The 19,035-nt window shown below is 42.2% G+C and carries 16 protein-coding genes; 7 read left to right on the plus strand and 9 right to left on the minus strand.

Annotated elements, in window-relative coordinates; genetic code table 11:
* Positions 1 to 191: 191 nt before the first annotated feature.
* Together FWF39_RS05840 and FWF39_RS05845 are read left to right on the plus strand one after the other, a co-directional pair.
* Positions 192 to 875: a metal-dependent hydrolase gene (locus tag FWF39_RS05840; RefSeq protein WP_343382505.1), complete on the plus strand. Its 684-nt coding sequence runs from the start codon at positions 192 to 194 to the stop codon at positions 873 to 875.
* Positions 876 to 1,119: 244 nt separating this feature from the next.
* Positions 1,120 to 1,926, plus strand: a complete 807-nt coding sequence (locus FWF39_RS05845) for a 4Fe-4S binding protein (RefSeq protein ID WP_343382506.1) — start codon at positions 1,120 to 1,122, stop codon at positions 1,924 to 1,926.
* Positions 1,927 to 2,106: 180 nt separating this feature from the next.
* On the opposite strand, the gene FWF39_RS05850 is transcribed toward FWF39_RS05845, so the two are convergent.
* On the minus strand, positions 2,107 to 4,410 hold the full coding sequence (locus FWF39_RS05850; protein WP_343382507.1) for a hypothetical protein: 2,304 nt from the start codon (positions 4,408 to 4,410) through the stop codon (positions 2,107 to 2,109).
* A 322-nt stretch (positions 4,411 to 4,732) separates the two neighbouring features.
* On the opposite strand from FWF39_RS05850, the gene FWF39_RS05855 reads away from it, so the two are divergent.
* On the plus strand, positions 4,733 to 5,509 hold the full coding sequence (locus FWF39_RS05855; protein WP_343382508.1) for a hypothetical protein: 777 nt from the start codon (positions 4,733 to 4,735) through the stop codon (positions 5,507 to 5,509).
* A 59-nt stretch (positions 5,510 to 5,568) separates the two neighbouring features.
* On the opposite strand, the gene FWF39_RS05860 is transcribed toward FWF39_RS05855, so the two are convergent.
* The 5 genes from FWF39_RS05860 to FWF39_RS05880 form a co-directional block, all read right to left on the minus strand.
* On the minus strand, positions 5,569 to 7,992 hold the full coding sequence (locus FWF39_RS05860) for a PQQ-binding-like beta-propeller repeat protein (RefSeq protein WP_343382509.1): 2,424 nt from the start codon (positions 7,990 to 7,992) through the stop codon (positions 5,569 to 5,571).
* A 312-nt stretch (positions 7,993 to 8,304) separates the two neighbouring features.
* Entirely contained in the window at positions 8,305 to 8,790 is a 486-nt protein-coding gene (locus FWF39_RS05865; RefSeq protein WP_343382510.1) for an Lrp/AsnC family transcriptional regulator, read from the minus strand.
* Between the two features lie 4 nt (positions 8,791 to 8,794).
* Complete coding sequence (locus FWF39_RS05870; protein WP_343382511.1) at positions 8,795 to 9,265, minus strand: Lrp/AsnC family transcriptional regulator; 471 nt, start codon at positions 9,263 to 9,265, stop codon at positions 8,795 to 8,797.
* Between the two features lie 477 nt (positions 9,266 to 9,742).
* A complete protein-coding gene (locus tag FWF39_RS05875) occupies positions 9,743 to 10,141 on the minus strand; it encodes a hypothetical protein (RefSeq protein ID WP_343382512.1) in 399 nt (132 codons plus the stop codon).
* Positions 10,142 to 10,156: 15 nt separating this feature from the next.
* Entirely contained in the window at positions 10,157 to 10,459 is a 303-nt protein-coding gene (locus FWF39_RS05880) for a hypothetical protein (protein WP_343382513.1), read from the minus strand.
* Positions 10,460 to 10,821: 362 nt separating this feature from the next.
* Here FWF39_RS05880 and FWF39_RS05885 point away from each other — a divergent pair, with 362 nt between their 5' ends.
* Together FWF39_RS05885 and FWF39_RS05890 are read left to right on the plus strand one after the other, a co-directional pair.
* Positions 10,822 to 11,148 carry a PadR family transcriptional regulator gene (locus tag FWF39_RS05885; protein ID WP_343382514.1) on the plus strand — a complete coding sequence of 109 codons (327 nt, stop codon included), beginning with the start codon at positions 10,822 to 10,824 and terminating at the stop codon, positions 11,146 to 11,148.
* Positions 11,148 to 11,702 (plus strand): DUF2812 domain-containing protein, encoded by a 555-nt coding sequence (locus tag FWF39_RS05890; protein WP_343382515.1) that lies wholly within the window; start codon positions 11,148 to 11,150, stop codon positions 11,700 to 11,702. The genes FWF39_RS05885 and FWF39_RS05890 overlap by 1 nt, the downstream gene beginning before the upstream one ends.
* 254 nt (positions 11,703 to 11,956) lie before the next feature.
* Here the strand turns inward: FWF39_RS05890 and FWF39_RS05895 are convergent, their stop codons facing one another.
* Positions 11,957 to 14,536, minus strand: a complete 2,580-nt coding sequence (locus tag FWF39_RS05895; protein WP_343382516.1) for a hypothetical protein — start codon at positions 14,534 to 14,536, stop codon at positions 11,957 to 11,959.
* 343 nt (positions 14,537 to 14,879) lie between these two features.
* Between FWF39_RS05895 and FWF39_RS05900 the strand changes: the two genes are divergently transcribed.
* Together FWF39_RS05900 and FWF39_RS05905 are read left to right on the plus strand one after the other, a co-directional pair.
* Entirely contained in the window at positions 14,880 to 15,224 is a 345-nt protein-coding gene (locus tag FWF39_RS05900; protein ID WP_343382517.1) for a response regulator, read from the plus strand.
* Between the two features lie 121 nt (positions 15,225 to 15,345).
* On the plus strand, positions 15,346 to 16,725 hold the full coding sequence (locus FWF39_RS05905; RefSeq protein ID WP_343382518.1) for a hypothetical protein: 1,380 nt from the start codon (positions 15,346 to 15,348) through the stop codon (positions 16,723 to 16,725).
* Positions 16,726 to 16,777: 52 nt separating this feature from the next.
* On the opposite strand, the gene FWF39_RS05910 is transcribed toward FWF39_RS05905, so the two are convergent.
* Positions 16,778 to 17,773 (minus strand): thiamine pyrophosphate-dependent enzyme, encoded by a 996-nt coding sequence (locus FWF39_RS05910; RefSeq protein WP_343382519.1) that lies wholly within the window; start codon positions 17,771 to 17,773, stop codon positions 16,778 to 16,780.
* Positions 17,774 to 17,786: 13 nt separating this feature from the next.
* Positions 17,787 to 19,034, minus strand: a complete 1,248-nt coding sequence (locus tag FWF39_RS05915) for a transketolase C-terminal domain-containing protein (protein WP_343382520.1) — start codon at positions 19,032 to 19,034, stop codon at positions 17,787 to 17,789.
* Position 19,035 lies beyond the last annotated feature (1 nt).

The raw sequence follows: 19,035 nt of genomic DNA on the forward strand, positions 1-19,035 counted from the left end.
ATTGTCTCAAAAATTATCCAACGCTCATCTTTGGTCAAGTTAACACTGTACTTTTTATTCATAACTAAGCACGTGTTAACATATACAATCAACACTTATTTATAATGCGGTCAAAGCAATATCCTTAATAGATAAACAAAGAGGGTTTCTAAGAGTGATGGGAGGAGAACATTCTGTTTGCTGTTGGGCACATGGCCCTTGCTTATCTTTTAGGTAAAGGCGCCTCAAAAGCACTGCACACAAAAATCAACATACCCATACTACTAGTCTTATCCATACTGCCTGATATAGACATCCTCTCAGATCTCCTATTTAACTACCCCATACATCGAGGCCCCACACACTCAATCATAGTAGCCCTACTAATTTTTCTGCCATTCTTTATTATTTATCGCAAAAAAGCGGTGCCCTACTTTTTGGGGTTGATCTCACACTCCTTAATCGGCGACTTTATCGCAGGAGGACAACTCCGCCTACTCTGGCCGCTCTCACAAGCAGAATTTGGCCTACATGAACTAGGCTTCCCCATAATCAAAGTAGGCGGTCACCTAGACGTCATTTTAGAATTAAGCCTATTCATCCTAGCCACTCTAGTGTTAATTATATCCCAAGACTGGCGCGTCTTCTTAAAAGGCCGCATATCAAATCTTGTGCTCATAATCCCCATAGCCACAGTTCTGCTACCAAGCACCATCGGCTACCCCTTCAACCAATCACTCCTAATAACCGAACCCATACTAGCATTGGCACACATATTCTACTTTGTACTCTTCAGCATCGCAATACTCACCACACTAAAAACCCTCTACCAACACGGGGTTGGCAATAAAGATAACAAAAAAACAGATAAACACACTAGCCAACCCGCCATTTAAGCTACCATACAAATTCTATAGCGAATAGAAGAAAAATAGAAAGCAACAAACAAATCTGAAGTAAAGAAGTCGGGTCATAAACAGATTTCAGTTAAGAAAGGTACTTAAGCTCAGAAAAAGCCTCCATAAATTAAAAACAGCAACGGTAAGAGCGATTTTTTTGAACTGCACAAAATATAAAAACAAAAAAATCCACACCATCAGGTATGCTGTTCAGGTATTATTTTTTTTCTTAATTTTCTACATGACAATCATTGGCATCTGGAAAGGCGTATTGGTACTTGCAATTTTTGGCATGACCATTTTTTTGGGACGATTTTTTTGCGGCTGGATATGCCCCTTTGGCTTATACATGGACACCATCACGGGACTACGTAACCTCTTAAAAAGGCCCCATTGGCCGTTACCTCAAAAACTCAACCAAACACTCCACAAAACCCGCTATGTAATAGCACTTGTGATTTTGGTAATCGTATTGCTGAGTTTTATTTTAGGCTCAGCTACGATTTTTGATCTGCCTAATTTTATTTGGTTACGTCCACCATTTGTGCCGTTCACATTTTTCCTTGAACCCCTACAACCATTCATTTTACCCTGGAAACCACCCTTTGGAGCCCTCTTTGAAATAAATGGAGCCTACTTTACCTACCCCTATGTAGGTGAAATCATGATATACCTACAAAAAAGCAGATTTGTCCTGCCCATTGCATACATATTCACCACAGCCACATTAGTAGTATCGTTTAAGGTCAGACGTTTTTGGTGCCGTTTCTGTCCCACAGGCATATCTCTAAGTATCATAAACAGATTCAAACCATTACGCGCTTTACCACTTCTGAGCTTAAACAAAGATACACAAAAATGTACCAAATGCGGCATATGCAAAAGAGTTTGCCCAGTGCAGGTCACCGAAATCTATGAAAACAAAACAGGAAAAATCAGGACTTCGATGTGTATCCTTTGCTTGCGATGCGTCGAAATGTGCCCTCAGAAAAACTGTTTAAGCTTAAAGTTTACAAATAAAACGCTTTACAAAAATTACAACCAATAAGTTAAAAATGCACATAATTAACTCTAACCAGATTAATCGGCAACTAAAGAGCACGAGCACAGACTGCACAAAACATACACTGTACAAAACACAGTTGCAAACTTTTCATAAATTTAAACTATTAATGAAAAAATCATGTGAAAATCAGTATAAACCTGCTAAAAAGTAAGAAAACAAAAATCACATGTCAGAACTAAGCGTTTTTGTGCAGTCGGGTATCTCACACGGATTATCAGCTATATTGTTTGTTATCTTCTTAGCGAGGCCTTTCCATTTTTTAAGGTTAAATGCAATTATTTTACGATCATCTTTTTTATCGTTATCATTAGTTCTCTCAGGATAGTAAACACCTACTTCAATTATTGCAGCACACCCATGGTTAGATCCCTCAAAGGAGGTCCCAATTTTTTCAATAATTTTCTCTGATAGAGTATTATAATTGATAACAATACCTGTTACATCACCACCCGCTTTCTTAGCGATTTCGAAGACGGTACTCTCTGGCGTATTTAGGTCACTCATTCTCGTCTCCATGAACTCTGCCACTGATTTCATTACTTCAAAATCTGGGTGTAGATTTTTTTTGAGGTTTACTAATGGGTCCACGGTAAATTCATCATAGATACACCCTGTTAAAAGCTGAGCAATACCGAAAGTAGCAGGCCCACTCAACCCAGATATACTAATTATTTTACCCCCCTCAGCAAGGGGATTATTCGCTACAACCAACAAGCCTAAAAGCATACTACTATCACGGGTATTATTATGGCCTATGTACGTATGCTTTTCAAGAAGTTCTTCAGGATCATGCTTTCCATCTCCAACCAAAAAACCTCTTTCATCCTCTTTTTTGTTTCCTACCATCCTAGAATAAAAAACATGTTTACGCACTACATACTTGTTTGATGCTTTTGAGAAAAACTTGCAAGGGATAAATCCGCATACTTTTTCGTTATCAGTCAACTCCGTAACATATGGAAAAGGTTTTTTGCCATAAATTTCACATAAAGCAACTTCAGTCAAGTCATTTACGTCAGGACTTGCAATTATTATACAATTTTTATTAGTTTTTAAAAGTTTTTTTAGTTCTTCAATATACCCATTTTTTTGTTCCGCTGTCAGATCTTTTATATCTTCTCCGTCGGGTAACGAGCTTACTCTTTGGGGTAGAGGACTTTCCAATTTCACTTTGATGGTTTCTTTTTTATTCGTTAGAAAACTAGTTATCTCCGCGGCAGCCCTATAATCCCAGTCTCCAATGACATTTCGCCCTAAGTCCTTAAAATGGTAACTTCCTAGAAAAATAGATACCGCAGATTCCCTCAAAATGCTTTCCCAAAATTTATCCCTATTTTTATTAGAGGCCTTTTCTTCATAGATTATTTTCAGAATATCTTTCAATGAGGTTGACAGCGATAACGGCTTTGACTCGTCAAATATAATATGCCACAAAGCTCTAATATCAAACGCAATCTCTTTTAGATTATTAACGTTTTGGTTTTTACTGTCAAGTGCAAGATTTGAAGTGTTTGGTTCATCGACCTTTCTACGATTTATGGGTATGACATTCCCACTAATTCCATGAATATACCCTAGCCAAAAATAATTGACCCCCCCGTTATTGGTTATGTCAATTATCGCACAACAACAGTCCATCAATTCTTTAGAAACATGTTCCATGTCTTTGCCTAAATCGATAGGTGTAATTTCTTTTATCACATCTTTTTCTGGTTCGAATGAGTTGACCCAATCATTGTCAGCATGTAAAACATCATACATTGCACGACCAGCCGCAGATTTACAAAAATCAAAAAAATCAAACTCAAAAGAATAAGGATCAAAATTTTTCTCGCATTCTTCCTGATCACCTTTTGGCCCCTTTTGTCTATTACCCTGGCCATAGTTTTCTGTCTTAAGAATAGCGGTTTTTAAACCCTGCATTTTTTGTAGAAAAACGGTCTGGAAGGATTTGTCTTCATACTTATTAAAAATATAATCATCCAAATCCTTATTGCCCTCACATTTAAGTTTATCAAAAAATGGATATTTCATAATATAGTTTTTCGGTATTCCATATTTTTTTTCTATAATTCCTGCAAAATCAGTAGTGTATTTGTCTGGGTTACACATCAACAATAAAGGTTTGTGTAACGCAATGGATAAACCCATTTCATAAAAAACGTTAGGATTGTTAAAACTAACATCCACCACTATCAAATCGGCTTCTTGTATTTTCTTACAAATTTTCTCACACATAATATAACCGATACGATTTACATCATCTGCTCTTTCAGAAGCATAACCTCTTTCTTTTAGGAACGGAATAATCTCCCACTGATACAGAGCATCCAAATGCTCTTTAAAGGGCATAATCAAAAAAGCCTTTTTTTCTCCATCTTTTTTAGCCAAAGACCGTATATTTTGCTCGTATGCACAGCTTTTTCCATTCATAAAACAACGCTCCATTTTTTTGCCGCAGGTCATTAGCTACACTCTCTTTTATCGTGTAACTCATTAAATTTTATAAACGTTTGCTCCTGACAGGATTTGGGACAAAAGTAGTTTGAGTTTTTTCTTATTTTTATTTTTGATTGCATGTTTAGGTTGTGGTTGGCAGGATTTGTGTCGCGATTTTGAGAAAAGGCTCCAGATGCAGACAGGCGAGTCACATCCCCCTGCATTCTTTATATATAAACTGCCAGGAGGGTTTGTAAAATGACGATAACCATCAATTTGGCCATAAAAACGCACAAATTGATAAAAGTTACGTAACATACAATACGTAATAGTCGTTAGGTGAGTTAGTATGAGGCTGTTTAAACCTGATTGGAAGACTGTTGACTATAGTAAAGAGAAAAAAGCGTTGAAGGCTGTTGAGAAGGAAACAAATCAAATTAAGCTATTTGAGATTGCTAAAACCGCGCCCCTTTATAGTGTGCGCAGAGTAGCAGTTAAAAAACTAACAAATCAAGGAACATTAGCAGATATTGCCCAAAATGACAACAACAGTGAGGTGCGTTTAGAGGCATCTGTAAAATTAACAGACCAAACAATATTGGCCGATATTACCAAAAACACTGACGACTATTATGTGCTCAAGGTGGTGGTTAAGGCGCTGACTGACCAAAAAGTATTGGCCGATATTGCCAAAAACGCCAAAGAATATTGGAGACGTTTGGAGGCTATTGAAAAGTTAACTGACCAAAATCTTGCACAAACATTATTAGCCGATATTGCCAAAAACGCCAAAGAATATGGTATACGTTGGATGGTTATTGGAAAGTTAACTGACCAAAATCTTGCACAAACATTATTAGCCGATATTGCCAAAAACGACACCGACTATAAGAGGCGTTTGGAAGCATTTGAGAAGTTAACTGATCAAAGTGAGCTATTAAAAATTGCGAATAGTAAAATAGAAATCTGTGTTGAGTGGACAACAGGAAGATGGGGCAAGAGGCTTATCGAGGATCCTGCAGGTTTTGAAAATTACACCTCAGACTATGTGGCTGAAGCTTATCACGTCCGTGATCTCAGAGAAGAAGCAAAAAAAAGACTCATTGAACTACAAATACAACAATAGTTTGCATAAAAATTTAACGGGAACTAAAGAAAGAAGGGAGGTTTTCCCTTGTTTTTTGCTTATGGTCGTTTACGTATTGCAAGTAGTAGGACTACGCCGATGACAATAACTACGATAATGACGCCGATTATGCCTGGGATGAAGTATAGGTCAGCCATGGATGGGGGTTGTGTTGGTTGTGGTGTTGGTGTTGCTGGTGCTTCAGAGGCGTAGAAGTATGTTACTGCGTTGGATGGGTAGTAGGATTCTGAGCCTTCGAAGACTGCATAGACTGTGTAGGCGCCTGAGATATCTGGAGTCCAGTTGAGTGCAAATGTTCCGCTTGTTTGGCTTGTTGTTGTTCCAACGGTTCGGTAGTTTCCGTTAGCATCTAGGACATTTATTGTTATTGGGACACCGGTAACATTGTTTGGTAGGGGTTGTTGTCCATAGATATGGCTCATCCAGGCGCCTTCGCTTGCATCTGAGACGCATGGGAGGCCGTTTGGATAGTTTGCGGCGGCTGTGTTTTGTTCTGAGCCTGCGGAGATGTCGGTGATTGTTCCGCTGATTGTGATGGGTGTGGATGTTGTTACGCCAACTTGAGGTGCATTAACAGTTGTTTTGCTGGGTCCTTTGCCGATGCAGTATATTTGGGAGTCGTATACGTTGACTCCTAAGAGATAGCCGTCTGCAATGGCGCGTAGGTACAGCATGCCGTTCATATTCCACAGTTCGTCGCCAGTAGTAGCATTGAGGGCGAAGGTTCTTGCGCCTCTTGTTAGGGGTTGTTGGGGTGTTTCAAATCCGTTGCTAGCATAGATTATTCCGTCGGCTATTATGGGTCCGTAGAAGAAGGGGTAGGTGCCAGTTGTTGTTTCTAGGCCGCTGTTTCCGCTGAAGAATTTCCATACTTCTTTTCCTGTTTTTATATCAAAGGCGTGTACGCATCCGTCGTATGAGAGGGAATATAGTTTGCCGTAGGCTATGGTTGGGTAGTATGAGGTGTAGTCTCCCCAGGGATAGTCTTGTGGGTCACTTACCCAGAGTAGTTTGCCTGTGTTGATGTCATAGCCGTTCCATCGCATTGAGACGAGGCTAAATTGAGCGAGCACTCCATCGCCAATAGCGTGCCAATAGGTGGGAAATGTGCCATCTAGAGCTAAGATGCCTTTTGTGTAGTTGTTGTACCAGAGTTGTTCGCCGGTGGTTAAGTCGTAGCCCATGTCATAGACGATGTGTGCAGAGCCGCCTACTGAAACTCTTCCCAGTAGCACATTGCCATAAGCGCCCAATATTGTGGGAGCGGGAGAGCTGGAGATATTTAGGGGGGCAAATAGTGATTCGGGCACGGTTAGATTGGGAATTGTTACGTTCCATTGTATGCCTCTGCTCCATTCTCTATTAGTTCCAAGGCCTGCCAAAGAGGAGTTCCACAGAGCCAACCAATTTCGACCAATTACGTAATTGAGTAGGCTTCCGTCGTCACTGAAAACGGGGCGGGTAAGTGTTGAGGGGTAATTGATATAGTTGTACTTCAGCGTTCCATCAAATGGGTCATATACTTGCCAGGATCGGGTCCATAAATATGCTTGAACGCCGGCTGTAGTGTAGGAATACTTTTGGGCATTGTATTCTTGACCGCAAGTAAGCTGGGTTAGGTTGTCGTTTCGCCATAGTTCTTTGCCGGTACGCTGGTCCACACAAACAGTTCCACCACTGGTTAGGCTGTAGTAGAGTTTGCCATTCATGACAATTGGCGGCGAGAAAAGTGAACTATACGATGGACCGTTATAGTAGCTGCTAGTTCCTTGTTCGCCTCCGACTAGACCGCCTGTAGTGATTTCTTTAGTCCACATTATGTGTGGCGCTCCGGGAGCTTGGCTGTAGGGATTTAGAGCACCCACGCTCACACCTGCAGCGGTTGTGTAGGTTAAATTATAGGCTGCCATCAACCAGCCACCAGATATAGAAGACCATAACCGGTTTTGACCATTTATGGGTCTAGTCCAGTAGTCTACCGGAAGTGGATTGTCCTGAAAATAGGGGATCGGGTCTTGTTGCACTTGAAGAGTTATTGTTTGAGATTCACTGGACGCGTATTGGCCGGGGACGAGTTTTTCTCCAGGATAATGAGATTTAAAGGTATAATTTCCAAGTTTTGTAGGGGTATAAGCAAACGCATAGCCGCCGTTTACATTTGTGGTAAAGGGTCCTTTTGTTTCAGTGGCGCCATCAGGGTCGGTGATTGTTACGGTAAGACCATTGAAATACTCATCGGTACGTGTGGAGAGAGGTGAAACCCAGGTGTCAACGGTTACCGGTTGGTCGACACCGACAGGATTAGGATTAATAGCAAGGTAAACATAGGATTTGATAGTTGCATCAGTTTGCGCTTGAAGGTTGGTAATGCCTGCCATCAGCGTAGTTAGAGCTATCATTAAGATCAAAATAAAAGTCAACATAATTTTTGTATTTTTTTTACCAAATTGGTTTGTGTTCATTTATTCACCTTTTTTGGTTTTAACGTATTTCCTAAAAGGCAACTTTTAAACCTTTAAATTCAATGCGAAAATCAACAAAAACTACTTCAAAAAAATAGTTAATTTACTGATAACAGACCATCCCCGCAAAACTACAAACAACCATACCCAATTTTACAGAGAGAACTCAGCTATGCCCGTCAACTTGGAACGATATAAAAAATTCAAACTAAACGCAGAAAAAATTAACAGTAAGCAACAAAAAAATTTCCACACAACCAACCCAGTAAAATTATCGGAAGCTGACTTTCGCCGCTGTGAGAGATTTAGCAATCAGGGCGCGCATTTAAAGAGCCATTCAAGAACTTCGGGTTGAAGAGTCGACAAGGTAGGCAGAGGCCAATCATGGGAAGCATGAATCATAGGATCGATAGCAACAATTTCTTTGATTTGCCTAATACTGGCTATGAACGTATCAATCTCTCCAAAGTCTCTAAAGCCTATTTCTACATAAAAATCGTATTCCCCAAGCAACTTAACAAGACCGTAAACCTGCGGAATATTAGCCAAGGTTTCTCCGACCGCTGAGATGCTTGAACCAGATTTAACTTTAATATAAAAAGCATACCAACCCTTGAGCCCAATGCCTATTGAACTTAGAATAACTGTTGATCCCAAGATTTTTCCTTCTCGCTCAAGCTTCTTAAATCGCCTAAACACTGTATCCGTACCAATACCCAACATTCGCCCAATTTTGCTAAACGGTGTTCGAGCATCCTTACAAAGAATTCTAATAATCTCAGCATCAATTTCATCCAAAGGCTCAACAACCCAGCTCTTTCTCTAACCCAAGGGCCTCAAACTTATTTTTATACAAACTAAGATCTATACTTATACTAGCTTCTGTTACATACGGATGCTCCTTTACAGCCTGTTTAATTCTATGCGCCTCAAGCAAATTTTTAGACATAATCAAAGTTATAATATTGAACCGCCCAAAAGTAGGCCAAACTGAAATCCTCGAATCCTTCAACGGCAACGAAGTTATATATTTCATAACCTCTGGAACATTGGGTTCCAGAGACTTTATACCTAAAGTTACAGCATATTTTACGCCAAATTTTTCAGGATCTAGAATTAAGGAAGTTCCCAAAATTATACCCTTTTTTCTCAGCTTATTGTATCTAACCTGAACAACAGATACTGGAACACCAAGCGCTTTAGCAATATCAGAGAAAGGTGTCCGAGCATTCTTGTTAAGCATGCGAATGATATCAATATCTAAGAGATCCATTTAGTCATCAACCATTCTTGACACATAGGAACCTCAGTGGAACCATCAATTGATATTGATTACACTAGAGGCGCTTTATAAAAACTTGCCAGAGGAAAGCTTTTAAATAATTAACAAACATCTCTGGCTACTTAAAGAAATGTCAAATCATATAGCAAACCGCCTAAACAGCCAATTAAAAACACGACTACCCAAGTTATCGGTTAGTAAAAACTTGAAGCTGATATTTTTTTCATGTTTCGTATTTGCATTCGGAGACGGACTCTTCACCTACTTACTACCCGTCTACCTTAATCAGCTAAATGCTTCGCCAACAGATGTGGGCATGCTTTATGCAGTCTATTACTTGAGCTTAGGAATAACACCCCTATTAGGTGGTCTCTTAGCGGATCGCTTTGATAATAGAAAAATCATTATTACAGGATCTCTTTTGTGGATACCAGTACCTCTGGCGTTGGCAATTGCAACCAATTGGACTCAGCTATGGCTACCTATGATCCTGTATGGAACCTTTTTTGGAAGTACCTCAATTTGCATATTCATCATAAGATCAACGCCACCAGAAAAAACCATGCAAACATTTGGCTTATGGTCAGCCTCAGTAGCTTTTGGATATGTCTTCTCACCCATGATCGGAGGCGCAATAGCCGCAGCCATCGGAAAACAACCAGTCTTTTTATTGGCAGCCTGTTTATACATCACATCAGTACTACCGCTTATTTTTATCAATAACCTACCCAAAGCAGAACCCAAAATACAAACAGCCCCAACCGCCCATAAATTTAGTGATTTTAAAAAGTTAATAATATTGTGTGGTTTTTTCTCTCTGATAATTTTTGCCATTTCTTTGATTAATCCATTAATTTCGCAATACATGCATGAGGTCTACAATCAAAATGTTTTTAACTTGGGAGTTTTTGGAGCAGCAACATCGTTTGGGTGGATTTTCTTTTCTTTCACAATAGGGAAAATAGGTGATAAATACTCAAAAATGTCAGCGATGCTATCATCAATAGCAATTTGCATTCTTTCGTTTAGTCTAATTTCAACCATTAACAACTTTTCACTGCTCTTTGTTGCTTCTTTTCTATCGGGAGCATCAAAATGCATGTTTGGTCTTGTTTGGGCAATAACAGGATCAGCAGCCCCCCAAGGATATACAGGACGATGGATATCCATCAGCCAAGCAAGCATTCACCTAGTCAGCTTTGGAGCCCCCATCATTGGAGGAATTCTATACGAGATCTCCCCATACTTAGCCTTCGTTACAACAATTTTATTATTAGCTTCCCTAGCATTATTAGCGACTTTTAAGAGGAGACTATAATTTGCTTATTGTTTGTGAAGCCGTCGACCAAACTGTTCGGGCACCAGCAACATAAGAATACATGTTGACTTAGCCGTATGTTTCTGACACCCCATAGTAGTCGCTAACCTATTTCATCAATTTCAAGTCGGCGGGGTTTATTTTGGATATGTTTATATATTGTGCACACATCCGCCATTACGATTACCGATATAACGGTTAACGTAATAAAGAAAGGTTAGTTAAACACATGGCTGATGACACACCACAAGATGCACTAACAGAAGCCGTCTACTACATACTGCTAACCATGCTTGAACCCATACATGGCTATGCAGTAATGCAAAATATTGAAAAACTAACCAACGGACGGGTAACCCTTGGTGCAGGAACACTCTACGGTGCAATTAACACTTTACTAGAAAAACAATGGATCTGTGCTGTGGCAGGTGATAAAGACTCCCGAAAAAAAGAATATGTCATTACGGACCTGGGACACAAAATGCTTCAACACGAGCTGGTACGCCTAGAAGAACTACTGATCAATGGCAAAAATAAATTGGAGAACTCACAATAATGAAAACAAAACTTTGGAAAGCCTTTTGGGATTATGAAAAAGAAGAAGACTGGCTAAATAAAATGGCAACCAAAGGACTTGCTATGACAGCTTATACTTTTTGCCGCTACACCTTTGAAGACTGCATTCCCGGCGAATACATCTACCGCATTGAGCTCTTAGAACACAGCGTTAGCCATCCCGAAAGTGTCCAATACATCCGTTTTATGGCAGAAAACGGTGTGGAACACGTTGACACATACTTCCGATGGGTATATTTCAGAAAGAAAGCCACAGACGGAGATTTTAAAATATATAGTGACCTCACTTCCCGAATCAAACATTATCAGAGAATCTCCAAAATCTGGTTTACAATATGCTGTGTAGACCTATCTATAGGCCTCTTTCAGTTCAACATAGTCATACACAGTTGGGAGAGAGGAGTTCAATACTGGCTCACTAACGCTGTAGGAGGGATACTTCTTATTTCACTTGGTATTATCCTCTTGAGCCTTTGGTGGTGTTATACCAAAAAAATCAAACGCCTCAAACGTGAACGTGAAATACACGAATAAAACCAGTATTCAAAAACAGAGTCAAATTACCATTTGCTCTGCACATAGTTTAAAATTTATTGAGAACCAGTTCTTATTCTTGCCAATCATCTGTTAGAATACAACGAGATTTTAAACTCGGATAGAAATCACACATAAAAACCCTAAGTGCCAAAAGCAGGCAAGGCGATTATCTGTTAAAAAGTAATTTTTAGCGGCAAGAATCTATAGCTAAACAAAGATTAAAAAGAGAAAAAAGAAAGGGGTTTGTTTGTTTATGGTCGTTTTCTAAGCATGAACATAGTCATGGCACCGATTATGATGATCACAGCGATTATAGATACAACTGCGAGCAAAAAGTATGTATCAGTTATGCTTGGGCCGGCTGTTTCAGGCGGGGTTTGTGTTGGAGCAACTTGGTCGACTGCAAAAGCGGCGGATGCCTCAGAGGGCCAATATGATTCACTGCCGCCAAAGTATGCATAAACGGTGTATTTGCCTGTGATGTCAGGTGTCCAGTTATAGCTATAGAGACCAGTTGCATCGGTGGTTGTTGTGCCGATTGAGCGGAAGTTGTTGTTGTCGTCTATAACATAGAGCTCAACGCTAACACCTGTGGCATTGTTTGGTTTGGGTTGCTGCATGTAGACATATTCCATCCATGCACTTTGGCTCTCATCAGATACTGCTGCAACTCCATTTGGAAACCGTGCAGATCTATCGGCATCTTTTGTGCCTGTTGATTTGTCGAGGACTGTGCCTGTGAGAAGAACACTGCTGCCTGATGCAATAACGCCTGTGCTGGTGCTTAGTGTGGTTTGTGTGGGTCCTTTTCCGAAGGTGTAGATTTGGGCGTCGTAGCTGTTCCAGCCAACCAGATAGCCATCAGCAATGGCGCTTGGTTCACGTGCATAGGTACCAAGAATGCTCCAAACAACTGAACCATCGGTTATGTTGATGGCCATTTTGTGGGCGTTTTTGAAAAGTGGAGGGTCATACAAACGGCCCTCAGATAAGAACAGTTTTCCATCTGCTATGCTGTGTGAACCAAAGTGCCAATATGGATAGATGCCATAGGGTGTGTCGTATCCTGCGCTTCTTGGTGCGAGGGTCCAGTTGATAGTGGCTGTTTCTAGATTGATGGCGCTGACATAGCCGCCAAAGTCCCAGATGTAGAATTTGCCGTATGCAATAGCTCCGCCGCGCGATAGCGTGCCAAGGGCATTACCGTCCAGTTGGATAGGTGAGCCTACTTGTTTACCAGTCAACAGGTTAAAGACATATGCTATGTTGGTGTCTTTGTCGTGTTCAACATAGTAACCTTCTCCTGCTGCAAGGACGCCTATTTCGTGGTATCTTGGCAGGGTTCGATTAACCGGGCCCCAGAGCAACTCGCCTGTGATTGCACTTAGGCCAAGTTCGATTTCAGAGTCGGTTCCGAATTGTCGAGAAGAGGTGTCGATTTCTCCGCCGTAGGATCTTAGCAGTATAGCTTCATTGGTTCTTGCTGCGATGGTTAGGGCGGGGTTCTTTGATAGGTTGGTCATGTCAGTTATGTTTGTGGTTGCGCCGTTGGTTATTATAGTTGAGGGGATAGAGACTGACCATTGAATGCCGCGTTCGAAGGTGATGTTGCCTGTGGGGCGGATAATGGAGGGGTTTGTTGGACCGGCTAAGCATAACGTAGAGTTCCACATGGTCAACGAAAGATCAGGGTAGGTACCGTTTATGTAGTACATGTATACCGCGCCTTGAGTGTTGTCATCATCTGTCTCGACTAGTCCAGGGGCAGTTGTGCTCTGAACACCGGTTATGGTCGCGATGTAGTGGCCTGTTAGGGGATCGTAGAGTTTCCAAGTGTTTGAGGACGCGATTGCAACTAGATAGGCTTGGGTTCCGTATTCTTGGATAGTGTGGAATTGCATGTTCCAGCCAAAGGCTAGAGTTTCGTTGGTGTCTTTGTGCCAAAGCAATTCCCCTGTACGCAGATCAACTGCATCCCAGCCAGGTGTTCCGCCAACACTTGTGACAGATGTGGGCGTGTTGGGGTAGAGTTTGTAGTATATGATGCCGTTTAAGATGATGGGTTCAAATTGCCGATAGAGAATAGAGGTTGAAGTGTATTGGCTCTCCTGATCACCGCTAATCGGACCACCAACCTGACCACCAAACGCAGTAGGCTTTACCCACATAATATGACCCGAGTTAGGAGCTTGGCTGTAGGGATTAAAGTTATTACCTGAACCATCATATCCACCGGTATCGGTAAAGGAGGGCTTACCTAGACCCCACCAGTTACCACCTAGTTGAGACCACGCAAAGTTGGTTGAGTAGATGGGTCTTGACCAATACTCTACAGGCAAGGGTACCATGGGTGTTCCGGGGATGGGCTCAGTTTGAACTGTAAAGGTCACGGGTTCACTTTGTGTGGGTAGAATGTCGTAGGATAGGATGCCGTTGGTGATTGTTTGGCCTTTGTAGAATGCTTGGGCCGTATAGTTGCCTGCAACTTCGGGGGTGAATTCTATGCCGCCGACGCCGCCGGTTGTGTCGCTTGTGTAGGGACCAAAGGTTTGGTTTGTGTTATCAGGAAAAACGAGGTTTATGGTTAGATCGGTGTAGAGGCTTCCGCCGCCGGTGGCGCCGATGATGGGGAGAGGTTTTGTGAAAAATAGACTCAGATACACTGGTTGGCCTACTCCAACGGGGTTGGGTTCGGCGTGGACTTTTAGATAGACAGGTATTGTCGGGTTTTGGGCAGATGCAACGGATGCTAATTGAAGTGTTGAGGTTGTTAGAAGTGCCGCTATAAGCAAAGTTGAAAAAATCATAGTAGTTTTTCTGTATTTAAACATCTTTTTATTTTCCTAAAAATAGTACTTTCCTAAAATTACTTTTTAAAAATGGAAAGTCTAACCTAAAAATAGGCAACTTTATGTATATAAGTTTGGCGGTTACTCTACTTATCCATATTTACCCAAAAACATTACCCATACAAAAAGCAAGTCGCGCTCAACAATCATACCAAAACAGCATTCAGTGTATTCATTTAGGGTTTAGGTTATGCCGCTATTGTTGTTGTTTGGTCACACCAGCATGGGTTAAAGTTTACAGCAGCTAAACATTTTGTTTTGGAGAAATCTGTCATTGTCTTTGGTTAGTATGAATTCTTTGGTTGTGGGTCGGAGGTGTGTTTTGGTGGTAGATGATGACCCTGTAATTTTGCGGTCGTTGGTTGGGGTTTTTGAAAAAAATGGGTTTTTAGCAGATTGGGCAACAAGTGCCAAAGAAGCTATTGAAAAATCCAAGCGGCAACATTATGATGTGGCATTGATTGATTTTCGTCTGCCCGATATGGATGGTATTGAGGTGCTTATCCAAGCAGATTTTAAAAATACCCTAAAGATTATGCTCACGGGGTTTCCTTCGCTTATAACCGGAATCCAAGCAGAGGAGTATGGTGTAGAGGCGTATCTGCGCAAACCAATACATCCCGAAGAACTCCTAAGACTAGTCAGAGCAAAACTAACCCTCTACAAATAAATAGGCACATTTAGTGAATTTGGGCAAAGGGCCATGTGTTTTTGGGGTTTGTTGGGGACTTATTCAATAAATTTAATTACCGTAGTCCGCTACATCTTAGTAAATCTCTGAGCGCTGTCAGATGAAGGATTCGCTAAAGAAACTGTTCTCCAAACGTGCACTCACTCTAGTTTTTGTAGCTCTGCTTGTTCTCTCCATCCTTAATACCTATTTGATTTTGGATGGTACCCACAGCTCGATGCGAACCGCTGTGGTGAGTTATGATTTTGTGCTCTCCCAAGAGGGCTCGACTCTTAACTTAAAAAATATGAATACTGGGTATGTGGTTCAACCCCGAAGTACTCAAGAAGCGCTCAACAGGGCCCTAAGTGAGGGTAACTCGGTTTACATAAACCAAGGAAGCTACACGCTAAGCGGGGATGTAAATATTGTAAATAAATTAAATGCTCGAATCATAAGTGAGGGTGCCACCCTTGAGTGTGGCGGGCATAGAATTATCATCTATGGCACTAATTACACAGCCTCACAATACGCACTAATTTCGGGTTTAACACTTATAGGTGGAACGGTACATGTTGAGAACTCGTTTGCCACAACGATAACTAACACCAAATTCATCAATACAACCACCGGGATTGAATTTTTAAACACCAACACTTGGAGTGAGTATAATAAAATTGAGGGCTGTCAATTTATCAACAACACTGAGAGCATTGTTTTTCGCACGCCAATAACTGGCGGCACTCAAAGCGACAATACCCCCGAAAGCGCCTCAGGGTCTTATGGTAGCTCTATAATTGAGCGTTGCTACTTTAACCTCCAAGACAATGAGGCAGGCATCAAAGTTGAGCCCAAGGCAGAATTCACAGAGAGTCTGATGCAGAACATTCGTTTCTGGATGGGCGAAAATGGCCAACACAGCAACCAAACGGCTCTGAAATTAGAGGGCTCCATGGCCCAGACCATGTTCATAGGAGTCGTGTTTGAATCCTTTGCAGATAATCCGCTGGATATGTTTGCTATTGATGTGGGCAAATATTGTGATTCATTGCCTAATTTTAGTGGTGGAGTTAGCTACTTGGGTAGCTGGACGGAGAGGATCCATAACCCCTTTGGAATCGGGCTTAGATCAAGTACTGAAACTGCGGTTAAACAGGAAGCAGTCATTCCAGTGGGAACCAGCGGCGAATATGGGGAAACCCAGTCTCTCAAATGGTTTCCGTTGACCGTTTCGAGTTTTAAACCCAAAATCGATGTCACAGAAACCCTTCAGCCAAACGAGATAATAACGGTCAGAGTTCGCATTGAATACGTTGATAACTCGGTATCCACAAGCGCAATTCGCACCTTTAGTACAATCGGTTCAACATCGCTTAGTGATAATGATATGATGCATCTCTTTTCATCTCAGAGCGTAATTTGGGCCATTCTGGTTGATGCCAAAACAAACACTGCAACCACAAACGCAAAAGTTACAATCAGTAACTCTGGCACAACATGAAAACAGGGCAACTAGCGGATTCTAAAAAATTAGTTAGATAAATGAAAAGAGGTTAGGGGTTGGTTAATTCGCATTGTTGGAGTAGTTTTTGCCAGCGTTTGTCGGTTGCTTGTTGTATTTCGTCGACTATGTGGGTGTTTTGTGGTTTGAAGAGGTGACGGAATCGGCCTTGTCCTTCGAGGTAGTCTTTTACGGGTTTCTTTTTCTGGGGTGCCAGTGAGATGACTTTGCTGGGTGTTGAGAGTTGGCGTTTGCCGTTTACTGCTTCCCAGATTGGAAATACGCATGATTCGACGGCTAATTTGGAGTATTCCATGGTTTTGGAGGGTTCGCTTCGCCAGCCGCGTGGGCAGGGGGCAAATACGTGTAGAAATGCGGGGCCTTCTACTTCGAGTCCTTTGCGGACTTTGGTGACGAGGTCTTTCCAGTAGTATGGTGTTGCGGTGGCGACATATTCTAGATCGTGGGCAAGCATGATTTCGGTGATGGGTTTTTTCTTTTCGAGTTTTCCGGGGACTGCGGTGCCGGCTGGTGAGGTTGTGGTAGATGCGCCGATGGGTGTTGAGCTACTACGCTGGATGCCGGTGTTCATGTAGCCTTCATTGTCATAGAGAATAAAGAGGAAGTCATGACCGCGCTCGACTGCACCGGAGAGAGCTTGGAGACCTATGTCATAGGTTCCGCCGTCGCCTGCTAGGGCGATGACATCTATGTGTTCATTTTTGATTTTGCCTTTTTTACGCATGACTTTTAGGGCTGCTTCAATGCCTGAGGCGTTGGCAGCTGCGTTTTCAAAGGCTGTGTGAAGCCAGGGAAGGGCCCAGGAGGTGTAGGGGTAGATGGAGCCTACAATTTCCATGCATCCGGTGGCTTGGGTTACAATGGTTGGTCCGCGGGTTGCTTTCATGATTAGGCGCAACACGGTTGCGGGTCCGCATCCGGCGCATGCACGGTGGCCTGAGAGAAATAAGTCAGGTTTTGCAACGATGTCTTTGGCGGTAAATTTCCACTCGGCTTGAGTTGGAGTTGTTGTGGTTGTGGTTGACATTTTGTTTTTTCTCCTATTCTCTTAGTCCGAAATATGTTATGGTTTTTTCTGCTTGGCCGGTTTTGGCTATTTGGCAGAGGTCGGCATAGATTTTTCGGAAGTCTTGGGGGCTACTGTCTCTGCCGCCTAGGCCAAAGATGTAGTTGACTATAATTGGGTGTTGTTTTTGGTCATAGAGGGCGTTTCTGATTTCGCTAAATAGTGTGGATCCTAGGCCGCCGGGGCTCATGCTTTTGTCCATAACTGCGACGGCTTTGATGTTTTGGAGTGCTTTTTGGATTTCTTCTGCTGGGAAGGGTCTAAAGGTTCTGATGCGTAATATGCCGGCTTTGATGCCTTCGTCTCGGAGTTGGTCAACGATGTCTTTTAGGGTTCCTGCGGTTGATCCGATGACGGTTATGGCGATTTCTGCGTCGTCGAGTTTGTATGTGTCGATAAGACCGTTTCCGTAGCTTCTGCCGCTGATTTGAGCGTATTCGTTGTGGATTTGTTGGATTTTTTTGTATGCGTTTTTCATGGCTTCTTCTTGTTGGCGTTTGAATTCGTAGTAATAATTTTGTAGTGCGATGGGGCCCATGGTCATGGGGTTTGCGGGGTCTAGTTTGAAGGGTACGGTTTTGCCTTCGTGAGTTGTAACGGTTGGATATTGGCGTTGGCCGACAAATGTTTGTACAACCTCATCGGTTAGGGTGTCGACGCGCTCAAGGGTGTGGCTAATAGTGAAACCGTCTACGCCGATAAAGATTGGGAGTGAGACGGTTGGGTCTTCGGCGATTTTGAAGGCTTGGATGATAGAGTCGTAGGCTTCTTGGGCGTTTTCAGCGTAGATGTGGATCCATCCGCTGTCGCGCTCAGCCATGCTATCTGAGTGGTCGCCGTGGATGTTTATGGGGGATGATAATGCGCGGTTAGCTACTGCTAGCACCACAGGTATGCGTGCGCCTGCAGTTACAAAGAGAATCTCGTGCATAAGGGCCAGTCCGGCTGAGGCGCTGGCTGTGAAGGTTCGTGCGCCTGTGGCGCCGGCTGCTAGGCAGGCGGTTATGGCACTGTGTTCTGATTCTGTGCAAACGTATTCGGTTTGTACTTCGCCGTTGGCGACGTATTCGCTAAATTTTTCTACGATAATTGTTTGGGGGGTGATGGGGTATGCGGCTACGACATCAACGTCGCATTGTTTTACTGCATATGCGATTGCTTCGTCTCCGTTCATAGCTACAATTTTTTGTTTGGGTTGTTCTTGTTGTTGGGGCTGGGTCATT

Source organism: Candidatus Bathycorpusculum sp. (genome assembly GCF_009778815.1).
Lineage (GTDB): Archaea > Thermoproteota > Bathyarchaeia > Bathyarchaeales > Bathycorpusculaceae > Bathycorpusculum > Bathycorpusculum hydrogenotrophicum.

Coding starts and splice junctions, on each gene's coding strand:
- FWF39_RS05860 (WP_343382509.1), bottom strand. CDS start 7,992: ATGAACACAAACCAATTTGGTAAAAAAAATACAAAAATTATGTTGACT.
- FWF39_RS05845 (WP_343382506.1), top strand. CDS start 1,120: ATGACAATCATTGGCATCTGGAAAGGCGTATTGGTACTTGCAATTTTT.
- FWF39_RS05855 (WP_343382508.1), top strand. CDS start 4,733: ATGAGGCTGTTTAAACCTGATTGGAAGACTGTTGACTATAGTAAAGAG.
- FWF39_RS05885 (WP_343382514.1), top strand. CDS start 10,822: ATGGCTGATGACACACCACAAGATGCACTAACAGAAGCCGTCTACTAC.
- FWF39_RS05915 (WP_343382520.1), bottom strand. CDS start 19,034: ATGACCCAGCCCCAACAACAAGAACAACCCAAACAAAAAATTGTAGCT.
- FWF39_RS05850 (WP_343382507.1), bottom strand. CDS start 4,410: ATGACCTGCGGCAAAAAAATGGAGCGTTGTTTTATGAATGGAAAAAGC.
- FWF39_RS05840 (WP_343382505.1), top strand. CDS start 192: ATGGCCCTTGCTTATCTTTTAGGTAAAGGCGCCTCAAAAGCACTGCAC.
- FWF39_RS05905 (WP_343382518.1), top strand. CDS start 15,346: ATGAAGGATTCGCTAAAGAAACTGTTCTCCAAACGTGCACTCACTCTA.
- FWF39_RS05875 (WP_343382512.1), bottom strand. CDS start 10,141: ATGTATTGCGAAATTAATGGATTAATCAAAGAAATGGCAAAAATTATC.
- FWF39_RS05890 (WP_343382515.1), top strand. CDS start 11,148: ATGAAAACAAAACTTTGGAAAGCCTTTTGGGATTATGAAAAAGAAGAA.
- FWF39_RS05895 (WP_343382516.1), bottom strand. CDS start 14,536: ATGTTTAAATACAGAAAAACTACTATGATTTTTTCAACTTTGCTTATA.
- FWF39_RS05880 (WP_343382513.1), bottom strand. CDS start 10,459: ATGCTTGCTTGGCTGATGGATATCCATCGTCCTGTATATCCTTGGGGG.
- FWF39_RS05910 (WP_343382519.1), bottom strand. CDS start 17,773: ATGTCAACCACAACCACAACAACTCCAACTCAAGCCGAGTGGAAATTT.
- FWF39_RS05870 (WP_343382511.1), bottom strand. CDS start 9,265: ATGGATCTCTTAGATATTGATATCATTCGCATGCTTAACAAGAATGCT.